General features: G+C 54.2%; 11 protein-coding genes and 1 pseudogene. 10 read left to right on the top strand and 2 right to left on the bottom strand.

Annotation, left to right across the window (positions count from 1 at the left end; all coding sequences use genetic code 11):
• The 3 genes from gntR to gntU all read left to right on the top strand — a co-directional run bounded on the left by gntR (position 1) and on the right by gntU (position 3,008).
• Entirely contained in the window at positions 1-996 is a 996-nt protein-coding gene (gene gntR / locus OGX99_RS04530; protein WP_106107687.1) for a gluconate operon transcriptional repressor GntR, read from the top strand.
• Between the two features lie 141 nt (positions 997-1,137).
• Complete coding sequence (gntK, locus tag OGX99_RS04525) at positions 1,138-1,668, top strand: gluconokinase (RefSeq protein WP_003023475.1); 531 nt, start codon at positions 1,138-1,140, stop codon at positions 1,666-1,668.
• Positions 1,668-3,008, top strand: coding sequence for a gluconate transporter (gntU, locus tag OGX99_RS04520; RefSeq protein WP_003023477.1), 1,341 nt, complete (start codon positions 1,668-1,670; stop codon positions 3,006-3,008). The genes gntK and gntU overlap by 1 nt, the downstream gene beginning before the upstream one ends.
• 94 nt (positions 3,009-3,102) lie before the next feature.
• Here the strand turns inward: gntU and OGX99_RS04515 are convergent.
• Positions 3,103-3,427 (bottom strand): annotated as a pseudogene (locus OGX99_RS04515) (hypothetical protein).
• Positions 3,428-3,695: 268 nt separating this feature from the next.
• On the opposite strand from OGX99_RS04515, the gene OGX99_RS04510 reads away from it, so the two are divergent.
• On the top strand, positions 3,696-4,106 hold the full coding sequence (locus OGX99_RS04510; RefSeq protein ID WP_210904240.1) for a hypothetical protein: 411 nt from the start codon (positions 3,696-3,698) through the stop codon (positions 4,104-4,106).
• A 179-nt stretch (positions 4,107-4,285) separates the two neighbouring features.
• Here the strand turns inward: OGX99_RS04510 and yhgN are convergent, their stop codons facing one another.
• On the bottom strand, positions 4,286-4,879 hold the full coding sequence (yhgN, locus tag OGX99_RS04505; protein ID WP_151224134.1) for an NAAT family transporter YhgN: 594 nt from the start codon (positions 4,877-4,879) through the stop codon (positions 4,286-4,288).
• A gap of 191 nt (positions 4,880-5,070) precedes the next feature.
• On the opposite strand from yhgN, the gene asd reads away from it, so the two are divergent.
• From asd to glgP, 6 genes are all read left to right on the top strand, one after another.
• Positions 5,071-6,177: an aspartate-semialdehyde dehydrogenase gene (asd, locus tag OGX99_RS04500; RefSeq protein ID WP_151216877.1), complete on the top strand. Its 1,107-nt coding sequence runs from the start codon at positions 5,071-5,073 to the stop codon at positions 6,175-6,177.
• A gap of 272 nt (positions 6,178-6,449) precedes the next feature.
• The gene (gene glgB / locus OGX99_RS04495; RefSeq protein WP_187259963.1) at positions 6,450-8,633 is read left to right on the top strand and encodes a 1,4-alpha-glucan branching enzyme; all 2,184 of its coding nucleotides are present in this window, start codon (positions 6,450-6,452) and stop codon (positions 8,631-8,633) included.
• Positions 8,633-10,609 carry a glycogen debranching protein GlgX gene (gene glgX, locus OGX99_RS04490; RefSeq protein ID WP_286542797.1) on the top strand — a complete coding sequence of 659 codons (1,977 nt, stop codon included), beginning with the start codon at positions 8,633-8,635 and terminating at the stop codon, positions 10,607-10,609. The genes glgB and glgX overlap by 1 nt, the downstream gene beginning before the upstream one ends.
• A 13-nt stretch (positions 10,610-10,622) precedes the next feature.
• A complete protein-coding gene (glgC, locus tag OGX99_RS04485) occupies positions 10,623-11,918 on the top strand; it encodes a glucose-1-phosphate adenylyltransferase (RefSeq protein WP_151216875.1) in 1,296 nt (431 codons plus the stop codon).
• Positions 11,918-13,351, top strand: a complete 1,434-nt coding sequence (gene glgA / locus OGX99_RS04480) for a glycogen synthase GlgA (protein ID WP_151216874.1) — start codon at positions 11,918-11,920, stop codon at positions 13,349-13,351. Before glgC ends, glgA begins: the two co-directional genes overlap by 1 nt.
• A 19-nt stretch (positions 13,352-13,370) precedes the next feature.
• Positions 13,371-15,818, top strand: coding sequence for a glycogen phosphorylase (gene glgP, locus OGX99_RS04475; RefSeq protein WP_151216873.1), 2,448 nt, complete (start codon positions 13,371-13,373; stop codon positions 15,816-15,818).
• Positions 15,819-15,854: the final 36 nt, after the last annotated feature.

The following is a 15,854-nucleotide window of genomic DNA, read 5'->3' as shown; positions in this document are numbered from 1 at the left end:
ATGAAAAAGAAAAGACCCGTACTTCAGGATGTAGCCGACCGCGTGGGCGTGACCAAAATGACGGTCAGCCGCTTTTTGCGTAATCCGGAGCAGGTCTCCGTGGCGCTGCGGGGCAAAATTGCCGCTGCACTTGATGAGCTGGGTTATATTCCCAATCGCGCTCCTGATATCCTTTCCAACGCCACCAGCCGCGCTATCGGCGTTCTGTTGCCCTCTCTCACCAACCAGGTTTTTGCTGAAGTATTACGCGGCATTGAGGCCGTTACCGACGCCCATGGGTATCAGACCATGCTGGCGCACTACGGTTATAAACCCGAAATGGAGCAGGAGCGTCTGGAGTCGATGCTGTCGTGGAATATCGACGGTCTGATCCTCACCGAGCGTAGCCACACGCCTCGTACCCTGAAAATGATTGAGGTCGCCGGTATCCCGGTGGTTGAGCTGATGGACAGCCAGTCTCCGTGTCTGGATATTGCCGTCGGCTTTGACAACTTCGAAGCTGCGCGCCAAATGACTGCGGCGATCATTGCCCGCGGGCATCGTCATGTTGCCTATCTTGGCGCACGTCTTGATGAACGTACTATCATCAAACAGAGAGGCTACGAGCAGGCCATGCATGATGCCGGTCTGGTGCCATATAGCGTGATGGTGGAACAATCTTCCTCCTATTCGTCCGGTATTGAACTCATCCGTCAGGCGCGACGTGAATACCCGCAGCTTGATGGCGTCTTCTGTACCAACGATGACCTGGCGGTAGGGGCGGCCTTTGAATGCCAGCGTTTAGGGCTGAGAATTCCTGACGATATGGCGATTGCCGGTTTCCACGGTCACGACATCGGACAGGTGATGGAGCCGCGTCTGGCGAGCGTGCTCACGCCGCGTGAACGCATGGGCAGCATTGGCGCTGAACGTCTGCTGGCGCGCATCCGTGGTGAAGCAGTCACACCTAAAATGTTAGATTTAGGTTTCACCTTGTCACCGGGCGGATCTATTTAAGCCAACAAGTTTGAAGTAGCTCACACTTATACACTTCGAGCACGAATGGATATTGCTTCTCTATTTATCCGGCTGGACAATGTTACCGATAACAGTTACCCGTAACAATTTCCAGATTCTTGTACCAGTGGGGGCAACGCTTTGAGCACGACTAATCATGATCACCACGTTTACGTTCTGATGGGCGTATCGGGCAGCGGTAAATCTGCTGTAGCCAGTGAAGTGGCGCATCAACTGCAGGCCGCGTTTCTTGATGGCGATTTTCTCCATCCGCGCAGCAACATCATGAAAATGGCTTCTGGTGAGCCACTCAACGATGACGACCGTAAACCGTGGTTACAGGCGCTGAATGACGCCGCCTTTGCGATGCAGCGTACCAACAAGGTTTCGCTGATCGTCTGTTCCGCCCTGAAAAAAGTCTATCGCGACCAGCTGCGCGACGGTAACCCGAACCTCTCTTTCATCTATCTGAAAGGGGATTTTGACGTTATCGAAAGCCGCCTGAAAGCACGTAAAGGCCACTTCTTCAAAACGCAGATGCTGGTAACTCAGTTTGAAGCGCTGGAAGAACCGGGTGCGAATGAAAACGATGTACTGGTGGTCGATATCGATCAGCCACTGGACGGTGTGGTCGCCAGCACCATTGAGGTTATTAACCAGGGCAGTAAGTAGTGAGTACATTAACGCTTGTTTTAACAGCAGTAGGGTCCGTTTTATTACTGCTGTTTTTAGTGATGAAGGCGCGTATGCACGCCTTCCTTGCTTTGATGGTGGTGTCTATTGGTGCAGGTCTCTTTTCCGGTATGCCGCTCGATAAAATCGCGGCAACCATGGAAAAGGGGATGGGCGGCACGCTTGGCTTCCTGGCGATTGTTGTGGCACTGGGGGCGATGTTCGGCAAGATTTTGCATGAGACCGGCGCAGTCGATCAAATTGCCGTCAAAATGCTGAAATCCTTCGGTCACAGTCGCGCACATTACGCGATTGGCCTGGCCGGGCTTATCTGTGCATTGCCGCTGTTCTTTGAGGTGGCAATTGTGCTGCTGATTAGCGTAGCGTTCTCGATGGCGCGTCACACCGGTACCAACCTGGTTAAATTAGTCATTCCGCTGTTTGCAGGCGTAGCGGCAGCTGCGGCGTTTTTACTGCCAGGGCCAGCGCCGATGTTGCTGGCTTCGCAGATGCACGCTGACTTTGGCTGGATGATCCTGATTGGCCTGTGTGCCGCGATTCCGGGCATGATTATCGCCGGACCGCTGTGGGGGAATTTCATCAGCCGTTACGTTGAGCTGAACATTCCTGATGACATTACCGAGCCGCATCTGGGCGAAGGTAAAATGCCGTCCTTCGGCTTTAGCTTGTCGCTGATCCTGCTGCCGCTGGTATTGGTTGGTTTGAAAACCATCGCCGCGCGTTTTGTGCCGGTTGGTTCTTCAACTTATGAATGGTTTGAGTTTATCGGTCACCCGTTTACTGCGATTCTGGTAGCGTGTCTGGTGGCGATTTACGGTCTGGCGATTCGCCAGGGTATGCCAAAAGACAAAGTGATGGAGATCTGCGGCCACGCGCTGCAACCGGCGGGGATTATCCTGCTGGTGATTGGTGCAGGTGGCGTGTTTAAACAGGTGTTGGTTGATTCTGGCGTCGGTCCAGCGCTGGGCGAAGCATTAACCGGAATGGGTCTGCCGATTGCCATTACCTGCTTCGTGCTGGCGGCAGCGGTGCGTATCATTCAGGGTTCCGCGACCGTGGCCTGCTTAACGGCGGTCGGTCTGGTGATGCCGGTGATTGAACAGCTAAACTTCTCCGGTGCGCAGATGGCAGCACTGTCTATTTGTATCGCAGGCGGCTCGATCGTGGTCAGCCACGTTAACGACGCCGGTTTCTGGTTGTTCGGTAAATTTACCGGCGCAACGGAAGCACAAACGCTGAAGACCTGGACGATGATGGAAACCATCCTCGGCACGGTCGGCGCAATTGTCGGTATGATTGCTTTCCAGCTGTTGAGCTGAGTCTTGTTGCCCGGTGGCGCTTGCGCTTACCGGGCCTGGAAACGAGCACACATCCGCATCGTAGGCCGGGTAAGCGCAAGCGCCACCCGGCTTTTTACAGCACCATCATACCATCCTCGGTTTTCAACCAGCGCGGCGCTTTCAGCGTGTCGGCGAAATAGCCCACCAAATCCTGCAGCAAATCACCCGCTACTCGCTCCATATCATCAGAAAGCGTTTTGCTCATCAGTAAATGCGTCAAAAGCTGGCAGTAACGCCCCATCTGGTCTGTTTCAGGCTCGAAAAGGGGAAAACGGGTCATGACATTCAACCAGCCCTTCAACAACACGCTCGCAGTTATCCGCCAGTTCGGTGAAGTCCGTGGCATGGCTAAAGGGCAGGGTAAATAAAGAGTGTGAAAAGAGAGGGGGCGTCGCCATAGGGCAGTCTCTGAAGGCGTTCAGAAGGCTAATTCTGGCACCTGATTTTGCAGGTGCAGCGAGAAGATAATGCTTATCCGCGATGCTGGCAAGAGGGTATTCCGGAAGGCGCTTCGCAGAAATGAAAATACGTTTTCTCAGCGGTTTAAAAGCATAAGGAATACCTGGTATTACAGTGCAATGCCGTTCAGTTGAGCATGTAGGGTGAACATGTGATTATTGCTCAGGGTTCCGTTCACCTCAGTGGTGTCATTTCTCTGAAGCGCTGATGCCCGTGAACGTGCAAGGGAGGCTCACCGCCGCCTCCCTTGCAACCCAGGCTCCCGGCGGGAAAATCGTCGCTGCGCGAGTTATTCGTCTTATTCCGTCTGCCTGTCGGGTCGGGGCCGAGCCTGCATCCATGCAGGCCGTCCCCTCTGCCCGCATCCCTGCGGGCAGACCCGGTCAGCCGTCAACACCTCATCGATTTTCAGCCGGACCAGGGTGTCGCTTCAGCGCTCTGGCTTTCAGCTATATCCGTTTTGCTGTTCAGAGGTATTCAAGTAAACGCTCAGGTGGTCAGGTGTGGGCTGGTCCGGCTGAAAATTGCCGACGCGTTTCCGTAAGGCCGGGAGAACCCGCAGGGATGCGGGTTCAGGGCGCGTTTTGCATGGACGCTGCCTCGCGCCCGGCCCGGTAGACTGGAGGAATAAGTGGAGGGAACCACGAAGTGGTAATTTTCCTGCCGGGAGCCGGGATTGTTAAGGGGGCTGCGTAGCCCCCTTAACACGTTCACTGGTGACGAGATCTCAGAGAAGCAATGAACATAACGTGAACGGAATCGTTCTCTAAATGCCATGTTCTCCAGCTTCAAAACGGTTACCCCTTCATCCACATCCGTACGCCATCGAGGAACATCTGGGTTGCCATCATCACCAGAATCAGCCCCATCAGGCGCTCCAGCGCGTTCACCCCTTTCTCCCCGAGCAGACGCAGAAACAGCGACGACTGCAACAGAATCACAAACGTACCGCCCCATGCGATCAGCAGGGCGATTACCAGATGCCCCATCTGATTAGGATACTGATGCGACAACAGCATTAATGAAGCCAGGATTGTTGGACCCGCTACCAGCGGGATCGCCAGCGGAACGATAAACGGCTCTTCACCCGCCGGAAGTCCGGCGCTATTCCCGGTGGCGCTGGGGAAAATCATCTTAATGGCAATCAGGAACAAAATGATGCCCCCGGAAATCGACACGGTTTCCGCGCGCAGATTCAGAAATGCCAGAATTTTCTCGCCCGCAAACAGGAATATCAGCATCACCAACAGCGCAATGAACAGCTCGCGAATCATAATCGCGCGGCGGCGTTTTGGTTCGGTATGTTTCAATACGGACATGAAAATGGGCAGGTTTCCAAGCGGATCCATAATCAGAATCAATAAAACTGCTGCAGAAATGATTTCACTCATAAGTCAAATTCCCTGATAATTACCGCGGACTTTCTGCTTGCTTGCGCAGCGGGATAAGTCGCATTACTGATGGCTTCGCTATCATTGATTAATTTCACTTGCGACTTTGGCTGCATTTTGTATGGTGAAGGATATGCCACCAGGACACTGGCATACATACACAGCACACATCTCTGCAGGAAAAAAACGCTATGAAAAATGTTGGTTTTATCGGCTGGCGCGGTATGGTCGGCTCTGTTCTCATGCAACGCATGGTTGAGGAGCGTGACTTCGACGCCATTCGCCCTGTTTTCTTTTCTACTTCCCAGCTCGGGCAGGCGGCACCGACGTTCGGTGGAACCGCGACCGGCACGCTTCAGGACGCTTATGATCTGGACGCGCTGAAGGCGCTCGATATCATCGTGACCTGTCAGGGCGGCGATTATACCAACGAAATCTATCCAAAGCTTCGTGAAAGCGGTTGGCAGGGTTACTGGATTGACGCGGCCTCTTCGCTTCGCATGAAAGACGATGCCATCATTATCCTCGATCCGGTTAACCAGGATGTCATCACTGATGGCCTGAATAAAGGGATTAAAACTTTTGTCGGCGGTAACTGCACCGTTAGCCTGATGCTAATGTCCCTCGGTGGCCTGTTTGCCAACGACCTGGTCGACTGGGTATCTGTAGCGACCTATCAGGCTGCTTCTGGCGGCGGCGCACGTCATATGCGCGAGCTGTTGTCTCAGATGGGCCATTTGTATGGTCATGTGGCCGATGAACTGGCGACGCCGTCCTCTGCTATTCTCGATATCGAACGTAAAGTGACGACGCTGTCCCGCAGCGGTGAACTGCCGGTTGATAACTTCGGCGTACCGCTGGCCGGTAGCCTGATTCCGTGGATCGATAAACAGCTCGATAACGGTCAGAGCCGAGAAGAATGGAAGGGACAGGCGGAGACCAATAAAATTCTTAACACGTCTTCCGTGATCCCGGTTGATGGTCTGTGCGTGCGCGTCGGCGCGCTGCGCTGCCACAGCCAGGCGTTCACCATCAAACTGAAAAAAGATGTGTCTATTCCGACCGTGGAAGAACTGCTGGCGGCGCACAACCCGTGGGCGAAAGTAGTACCAAACGATCGTGAAATCACCATGCGTGAGTTAACCCCAGCGGCCGTTACCGGCACGTTGACCACGCCAGTAGGTCGTCTGCGTAAACTGAATATGGGACCGGAGTTCCTGTCAGCCTTTACCGTAGGTGACCAGCTGCTTTGGGGCGCTGCGGAGCCATTGCGCCGCATGTTACGTCAACTGGCGTAATGGTTTGTTAATGATCAAAGGGTGCTAAGTCACCCTTTTTTTGCGTAATACAGGAGTAAGCGCAGATGTTTCATTTTTTACCAGGAGTAAGATAAAGCATTGGCTATTCTTTAAGGGTGACTTAGTACCGGAGGTATTAAGTTGTTGCCTGAAGGTGGGACGACGCAGAGAGGATGCACAATTGTGCTGCGCCGTTCAGGTCAAAAAAAGTGTCGCTACCTGATGTCGAAGATCAGTTGGAAGGGGTGACACCATAAAACAGGATGACAACCATGTCCGTTCGTATCGATAGAGACGTGATTAATGCGCTAATTGCAGGCCATTTTGCGGATCCTTTTTCCGTACTCGGTATGCACCAAACTGACGCTGGACTTGAAGTCCGCGCCCTATTACCTGACGCCACCGAAGTGTGGGTGATCGAACCCAAAACCGGACGCAAAGTCGGCAAGCTGGACTGCCTCGACTCTCGCGGTTTTTTCTGTGCTGTACTTCCCCGCCGTAAAAATTTCTTTCGCTATCAGTTGGCCGTTGTCTGGCATGGACAGCAGAATCTGATTGATGACCCTTATCGTTTTGGCCCGCTAATCCAGGATATGGATGCCTGGTTGCTATCTGAAGGTACGCACCTGCGACCTTACGAAACGCTGGGCGCGCATGCGGATACCATGGATGGCGTAACCGGTACGCGCTTCTCCGTATGGGCGCCTAACGCGCAACGTGTGTCAGTAGTAGGGCAGTTCAACTACTGGGATGGACGTCGCCACCCGATGCGCCTGCGCAAAGAAAGTGGTATCTGGGAGCTGTTTATCCCCGGTGCGCATAATGGTCAGCTGTATAAATACGAGATGATCGATGCGAACGGTAAGCTGCGCATTAAAGCGGATCCTTACGCCTTCGAAGCGCAAATGCGCCCGGAAACCGCGTCGCTTATCTGCGGTCTGCCGGAAAAAGTGGTGCAAACCGAAGAGCGCAAAAAAGCCAACCAGTTTGATGCGCCAATCTCCATCTATGAAGTGCACCTGGGCTCGTGGCGTCGTCATACCGACAATAACTTCTGGCTGAGTTATCGCGAACTGGCGGATCAACTGATCCCCTACGTGAAGTGGATGGGCTTTACCCATCTTGAGCTGCTGCCAATTAATGAACACCCGTTTGACGGTAGCTGGGGCTACCAGCCGACCGGTATGTATGCGCCGACCCGCCGTTTCGGCACGCGTGATGATTTCCGCTATTTTGTGAATGCCGCGCATCAGGCGGGGCTGAACGTCATTCTCGACTGGGTGCCGGGCCATTTCCCGTCGGACGACTTTGGTCTGGCAGAGTTTGATGGCACCAGGCTGTATGAGCACAGCGACCCACGCGAAGGATATCACCAGGATTGGAACACCCTGATCTACAACTATGGTCGCCGTGAAGTCAGCAACTACCTGGTCGGCAACGCCCTGTACTGGATTGAACGCTTTGGTATTGACGCGCTGCGCGTGGATGCCGTGGCTTCGATGATTTATCGCGACTACAGCCGTAAAGAAGGGGAATGGGTTCCGAACGAATTTGGCGGTCGTGAAAACCTCGAGGCTATTGAGTTTTTACGCAATACCAACCGTATTCTTGGCGAACAGGTGCCAGGTGCGGTGAGTATGGCGGAAGAGTCCACTGATTTTGCTGGTGTTTCAAGACCGCAGGACATGGGCGGTTTAGGGTTCTGGTATAAGTGGAACCTCGGCTGGATGCACGACACGCTGGATTACATGAAACTGGATCCGGTTCATCGTCAGTACCATCACGACAAGCTGACCTTCGGTATGCTGTACAACTACACCGAGAACTTTGTCCTGCCGTTGTCGCACGATGAAGTGGTGCACGGCAAGAAATCGATCCTCGATCGCATGCCGGGCGATGCGTGGCAGAAATTTGCCAACCTGCGTGCCTACTATGGCTGGATGTGGGCCTTCCCCGGCAAGAAATTGCTGTTTATGGGCAATGAGTTTGCTCAGGGACGCGAATGGAACCATGACGTCAGCCTCGACTGGCACCTGCTGGAAGGCGGCGACAACTGGCACCACGGCGTACAGCGTCTGGTGCGCGATCTGAACCTCACCTATCGTCATCACAAAGCGCTGCATGAGCTCGACTTTGATGGCTATGGCTTCGAATGGCTGGTGGTGGATGATAAAGAACGTTCGGTGCTGGCTTTCGTACGTCGTGACAAGGTGGGTAATGAAATCATCGTTATCAGCAACTTTACGCCAGTGCCGCGCCACGGCTATCGCTTCGGTATTAACCAGCCGGGCAAATGGCGTGAAATTCTCAATACCGACTCGATGCACTACCACGGCAGCAATACTGGAAATGGCGGCACGGTGCACAGCGATGAGATCGCCAGTCATGGTCGGCAGCACTCACTGAGCCTTACGTTGCCGCCGCTGGCAACGGTCTGGCTGGTTCGGGAGGGGTAATGACGCAACTGGCAACCGGCAACGCCACTCCCCATGGCGCAACGTATGACGGCCATGGCGTCAATTTTACTCTCTTCTCAGCCCACGCTGAACGCGTTGAATTATGCGTATTTGACGAGGACGGTTGCGAACTCCGCTACGACCTGCCGGGGCGTAGCGGCGATGTCTGGCACGGCTATCTGGCCAACGCCCGTCCCGGTCTGCGCTATGGCTATCGTGTACATGGTCCGTGGCAACCACAGCAGGGCCACCGGTTTAATCCGGCGAAACTGCTGCTCGACCCTTGCGCGCGTCGGGTAGAGGGCGAGTTAAAAGATAACCCGCTGCTACACGGCGGGCTAAATGAACCGGATCACCATGATAACGCAGCCATCGCGCTGAAGGGCGTGGTGGTGTCCGACCATTATGACTGGGAGGATGATGCCCCACCGCGCACCCCGTGGGGCAATACCGTGATTTACGAAGCCCACGTCAAAGGGCTGACGTATTTGCATCCTGACTTGCCGGAAGAGATTCGCGGGACTTACAAAGCGTTGGGTCATCCGGTGATGCTCGCCTATTTCAAGCGCCTAGGCATTACCGCGCTGGAGCTGTTACCGGTGGCGCATTTCGCCAGCGAGCCGCGGCTTCAACGGCTGGGTCTGTCGAACTACTGGGGATACAACCCGGTGGCAATGTTCGCGTTACATCCGGCCTATGCCTGTTCGCCGGAGAGCGCACTCGATGAGTTTCGCGATGCGGTAAAAGCGCTGCACAAAGCGGGAATTGAGGTCATTCTCGACATCGTTTTGAACCACAGTGCCGAGCTGGATCTCGACGGCCCCGTCTTCTCACTGCGCGGAATTGATAACCGTAGCTATTATTGGATCAGGGATGATGGCGATTACTACAACTGGACCGGTTGTGGTAACACCCTCAATCTGAGCCATCCTGGCGTTGTGGAATACGCATGTGAATGCCTGCGCTACTGGGTTGAAAGCTGCCATGTGGATGGCTTTCGCTTTGATTTGGCTTCCGTCATGGGGCGTACGCCTGCGTTTCGTCAGGATGCGCCGCTGTTTACCGCGATCCAAAACTGTCCGCTGCTCTCACGCGTTAAGCTGATTGCGGAACCGTGGGATATTGGTGAAGGCGGGTATCAGGTGGGGAATTTTCCCCCGCCGTTTGCCGAGTGGAATGACCATTTCCGCGATGCGACGCGACGCTTTTGGCTCCAGCGTAATCTCTCGTTGGGCGAGTTTGCCGGGCGTTTTGCCGCATCCAGCGATGTGTTTAAACGCCAGGGCCGCAAACCCAGTGCCACGGTGAATCTGGTGACCGCGCACGACGGTTTTACGCTACGCGACTGTGTTTGCTTCACAAATAAGCACAATGAAGCGAATGGTGAGGAAAATCGCGACGGTACTAGCAATAACTACAGCGACAATCATGGTAAAGAAGGATTAGGCGGCACGCTGGACCTGATTGAGCGGCGGCGTGACAGCATTCATGCGCTGTTAACCACGCTGTTGCTTTCCCAGGGGACGCCGATGTTGCTGGCGGGCGATGAGCATGGTCATAGCCAGCACGGCAACAATAACGCTTACTGTCAGGATAACGCCTTAACGTGGCTGGACTGGCAGCAGGCAAACAGTGGGTTAACCACATTTACTGCCGCGCTGATTCATCTGCGCCGGCAAATACCCGCATTAACGGGGGATTGCTGGTGGGAAGAGGGCGATGGCAATGTTCGTTGGCTGAATAAGTACGCACAACCCTTAAGTGCGGATGAGTGGCAAAACGGCCCGAGGCAGATGCAAATCCAGCTTTCAGACCGTTTCCTGATTGCAATAAACGCCACGCGTGAGGTGACAGATATCGTTTTACCTGAAGGGGAATGGCACGCTATTCCTCCATTTGCCGGAGAGGATAATCCGGTGCTTACGGCTGTCTGGCAGGGACCTGCGCACGGACTGTGTGTGTTCCAGAGAAGATAAAAAGGAGTTAGTCATGGTGAGTTTAGAGAAGAACGATCGTGTAATGTTGGCGCGCCAGCTGCCATTAAAATCTGTTGCCCTGATCCTGGCCGGTGGCCGCGGAACCCGTCTGAAAGATTTAACCAACAAACGTGCCAAGCCTGCCGTGCACTTTGGCGGTAAGTTCCGCATTATCGATTTTGCTTTATCCAACTGCATTAACTCCGGGATCCGCCGTATCGGCGTGATCACTCAGTACCAGTCCCACACGCTGGTGCAGCATATTCAGCGCGGCTGGTCGTTCTTCAGCGAAGAGATGAACGAGTTCGTCGATCTGCTGCCTGCCCAGCAGAGAATGCAGGGTGAAAATTGGTATCGTGGCACGGCGGACGCAGTGACCCAAAACCTGGACATCATTCGACGCTATAAAGCGGAATACGTGGTGATCCTCGCGGGCGATCATATTTATAAGCAGGACTACTCACGCATGCTGATCGACCACGTCGAGAAAGGCGCGCGCTGCACCGTGGCCTGTATGCCGGTGCCGATCGAAGAAGCCAGCGCGTTTGGCGTGATGGATGTGGACGACACCGATAAAATTATCGAGTTTGTTGAAAAACCAGCCAACCCGCCGGCGATGCCTGGCGATCCGACCAAATCGCTTGCCAGTATGGGGATCTACGTCTTCAACGCCGATTATCTGTATGAACTGCTGGCGGAAGATGATCTCGATGAAAAATCCAGTCACGATTTTGGCAAAGACATCATCCCAAAAATCACCGAAGCTGGCATGGCGTACGCACATCCATTCCCATTGTCCTGCGTGCAGTCTGACCCGGAATCCGAGCCGTACTGGCGCGATGTGGGAACACTGGAAGCCTACTGGAAAGCGAACCTTGATCTGGCTTCAGTGACGCCTGAACTGGATATGTACGACCAGGACTGGCCAATCCGTACGCATATGGAATCGCTGCCACCAGCGAAATTTGTTCAGGACCGTTCGGGTAGCCACGGAATGACGTTGAACTCGCTGGTTTCCGGCGGCTGTATTATTTCGGGTTCTGTGGTGGTGCAGTCCGTTCTGTTCCCGCGCGTGCGGGTGAATTCATTCTGTAACATTGATTCGGCAGTGTTGTTACCTGAAGTGTGGGTGGGACGCTCATGCCGCTTACGTCGCTGCATCATCGACCGCGCCTGCGTTATTCCTGAAGGCATGGTAATTGGTGAAAACGCGGAAGAAGATGCACGTCGCTTCTACCGTTCAGAGGAAGGTATTGTGCTGGTCACGCGTGAAATGCTGCGCAAACTGCAGATCAAACAGGAGCGATAATGCAGGTTTTACACGTATGTTCAGAGATGTTCCCCCTGTTAAAAACTGGGGGACTGGCGGATGTTCTTGGGGCGCTACCCGCAGCGCAAATAGCGGACGGTGTAGATGCCCGCGTACTGCTCCCGGCATTTCCTGATATCCGTCGCGGCATTCCCGATGCGCAGGTCGTGACGCGCCGGGATACCTTCGCTGGGCGGGTCACGCTTTTATTCGGTCACTACAACGGTGTCGGTATTTACCTGATTGACGCGCCGCATCTTTATGACCGTCCCGGTAGCCCGTATCACGACACTAACCTGTTTGCGTATACCGATAACGTGCTGCGTTTTGCGCTGTTGGGCTGGGTTGGCTGTGAAATGGCCTGCGGCTTTGACCCATTCTGGCGCCCGGATGTGGTGCACGCGCACGACTGGCATGCCGGCCTGGCTCCGGCTTATCTGGCGGCGCGCGGCCATCCGGCGAAATCGGTGTTTACCGTACACAACCTTGCGTATCAAGGCATGTTTTATGCAAAGCATATGGATGACATCCAATTGCCATGGTCGTTCTTTAACGTGCACGGACTGGAGTTTAACGGGCAGATTTCGTTCCTGAAAGCCGGGTTGTACTACGCCGACCACATTACGGCGGTCAGTCCGACCTACGCGCGGGAAATTACCGAACCGCAGTTCGCCTACGGCATGGAAGGTTTGTTGCAGCAGCGCCATCGCGAAGGGCGTCTTTCCGGCGTTCTGAACGGCGTTGATGAAAAAATCTGGAGCCCGGAAACCGATCTGCTGTTGGCGTCGCGCTATACGCGTGACACGCTGGAAGAGAAGGCGGAGAACAAACGTCAGCTACAGATCGCGATGGGACTTAAGGTTAACGACAAAGTGCCGCTGTTTGCCGTAGTCAGCCGCCTGACCAGCCAGAAAGGGTTGGATCTGGTGCTGGAAGCGCTGCCGGGGTTGTTAGAGCAGGGGGGACAACTGGCGTTACTTGGCGCGGGCGATCCGGTGTTGCAGGAAGGTTTCCTCGCCGCAGCGGCGGAACATCCGGGGCAGGTGGGCGTACAGATTGGTTATCACGAAGCCTTCTCGCATCGCATCATGGGTGGGGCCGACGTCATTTTGGTTCCCAGCCGTTTTGAGCCGTGTGGCTTAACGCAATTGTATGGACTGAAGTACGGCACGCTGCCGCTGGTGCGGCGCACCGGCGGGCTGGCTGATACGGTCTCTGACAGTTCGCTGGAAAACCTGGCGGACGGTATCGCCAGTGGGTTTGTATTTGAAGATAGTAATGCCTGGTCGCTGTTACGCGCGATCCGGCGTGCTTTCGTATTGTGGTCCCGGCCTTCGCTGTGGCGGTTTGTACAACGTCAGGCCATGACCATGGATTTTAGCTGGCAAGTCGCGGCGAAGTCATACCGTGAGCTTTACTATCGCTTGAAATAGATATCCAGGAATCACCTATATGAATGCTCCATTTACTTATGCATCGCCCACACTCAGCGTAGAGGCACTTAAGCATTCTATTGCCTACAAGCTGATGTTCACGATTGGTAAAGACCCGGTCATTGCCAATAAACATGAGTGGCTGAACGCCACGTTGTTCGCGGTGCGCGATCGTCTCGTGGAGCGCTGGCTGCGTTCTAACCGTGCGCAATTATCCCAGGAAACTCGTCAGGTCTATTACCTGTCAATGGAGTTTCTGATTGGCCGCACGCTTTCCAATGCACTGTTATCATTGGGCATTTATGACGATGTTAAAAATGCGCTGGAAGGTATGGGGTTGGATCTTGAAGATCTGATCGATGAAGAAAACGACCCGGGTCTTGGCAACGGCGGTCTCGGGCGTCTGGCGGCCTGTTTCCTGGACTCGCTGGCAACGCTTGGGCTGCCGGGACGCGGCTACGGTATTCGTTATGATTACGGCATGTTCAAGCAGAACATTGTCGATGGCCGACAGAAAGAGTCGCCGGACTACTGGCTGGAATACGGCAACCCATGGGAGTTCAAACGCCACAATACGCGCTACAAAGTACGCTTTGGCGGGCGTATACAGCAGGAAGGCAAGAAAACGCGCTGGATAGAAACCGAAGAGATCCTCGCGGTTGCCTACGACCAGATTATCCCCGGTTACGACACCGACGCCACCAACACGCTGCGCCTGTGGAGTGCCCAGGCCAGTAGCGAGATCAACCTTGGGAAATTCAACCAGGGTGACTATTTTGCGGCGGTGGAAGATAAAAACCACTCCGAGAACGTCTCCCGTGTGCTTTACCCGGATGACTCTACCTATTCAGGACGCGAACTGCGCTTGCGCCAGGAGTATTTCCTGGTCTCCTCCACAGTGCAGGACATTCTGAATCGTCATTATCAACTGCACAAAACTTACGATAACCTGGCGGATAAAATAGCTATTCACCTCAACGACACCCATCCGGTGCTGTCGATCCCTGAGCTGATGCGCTTGCTAATCGATGAGCACAAATTCAGCTGGGACGACGCGTTTGAGGTCTGTTGCCAGGTCTTCTCGTATACCAACCACACCTTGATGAGCGAAGCGCTGGAGACATGGCCTGTTGATATGCTGGGCAAAATCCTGCCGCGTCATCTGCAAATCATCTTTGAGATCAATGACTACTTCCTGAAGACGCTTCAGGAACAGTATCCGAACGACACCGCTCTACTGGGGCGGACGTCGATCATCGATGAATCCAACGGCCGCCGGGTGCGTATGGCATGGCTGGCGGTAGTGGTAAGCCACAAGGTTAACGGTGTTTCCGAGCTGCACTCCAACCTGATGGTGCAGTCGCTGTTCGCTGACTTTGCGAAGATCTTCCCGACCCGATTCTGTAACGTTACCAACGGCGTGACGCCGCGTCGTTGGCTGGCACTGGCTAACCCGCCGCTCTCCGAGGTGCTGGATGAGAATATTGGCCGCACCTGGCGTACCGATCTCAGTCAGCTAAGCGAGCTTGAACAGCACTGTGATTTCCCGTTGGTGAACCAGGCGGTACGCCGAGCGAAGCTGGAGAACAAAAAGCGTCTGGCCACGCTTATTGCCCAGCAGCTTAACGTGGTGGTGAATCCGAAATCGCTGTTTGATGTGCAGATCAAACGTATTCATGAATACAAACGCCAGCTGATGAACGTGCTGCATGTGATCACCCGCTACAATCGCATGAAGGCCGATCCTGACGCTGAGTGGGTGCCGCGCGTGAATATCTTCGCCGGTAAAGCGGCTTCGGCCTATTACATGGCGAAGCACATCATTCATCTGATCAACGATGTCGCGAAAGTGATCAATAACGATCCGCAAATTGGCGACAAACTGAAAGTGGTGTTTATCCCGAACTACAGTGTCAGCCTGGCACAGGTGATAATTCCTGCTGCCGACCTGTCTGAGCAGATTTCACTAGCTGGGACCGAAGCCTCCGGGACCAGTAACATGAAATTTGCGCTGAACGGCGCGTTGACCATCGGTACGCTGGATGGTGCCAATGTCGAGATGCTGGAACATGTGGGCGCAGAAAATATCTTTATCTTTGGTAATACGGCGGAAGAGGTTGAAGCCTTACGTAGTCAGGGCTACAAGCCGCGTGAATATTACGAGAAAGACGAAGAGCTGCACCAGGTGCTGACGCAGATCGGCAGTGGCGTATTCAGCCCAGAGGAGCCGGGACGCTATCGCGACCTGGTGGACTCATTGATCAACTTTGGCGACCACTATCAGGTGCTGGCGGATTATCGCAGTTACGTTGATTGTCAGGATAAGGTTGATGAACTGTATCGTCACCCGGAAGAGTGGACTACCAGGTCGATGATTAATATCGCCAACATGGGCTACTTCTCATCTGACAGGACGATCAAAGAGTACGCCGAAAACATCTGGCATATTGATTCGGTGCGGTTGTAACTATTACACGGCTGCTAATATAATCTGTTCAGGCAG

This window comes from Citrobacter sp. Cu096 (assembly GCF_030332285.1).
In the GTDB taxonomy this organism is placed as follows: domain Bacteria; phylum Pseudomonadota; class Gammaproteobacteria; order Enterobacterales; family Enterobacteriaceae; genus Citrobacter; species Citrobacter meridianamericanus.
Note: the sequence above shows the minus strand (reverse complement) of the source record. Positions and strands in the feature narration are given on the sequence as shown.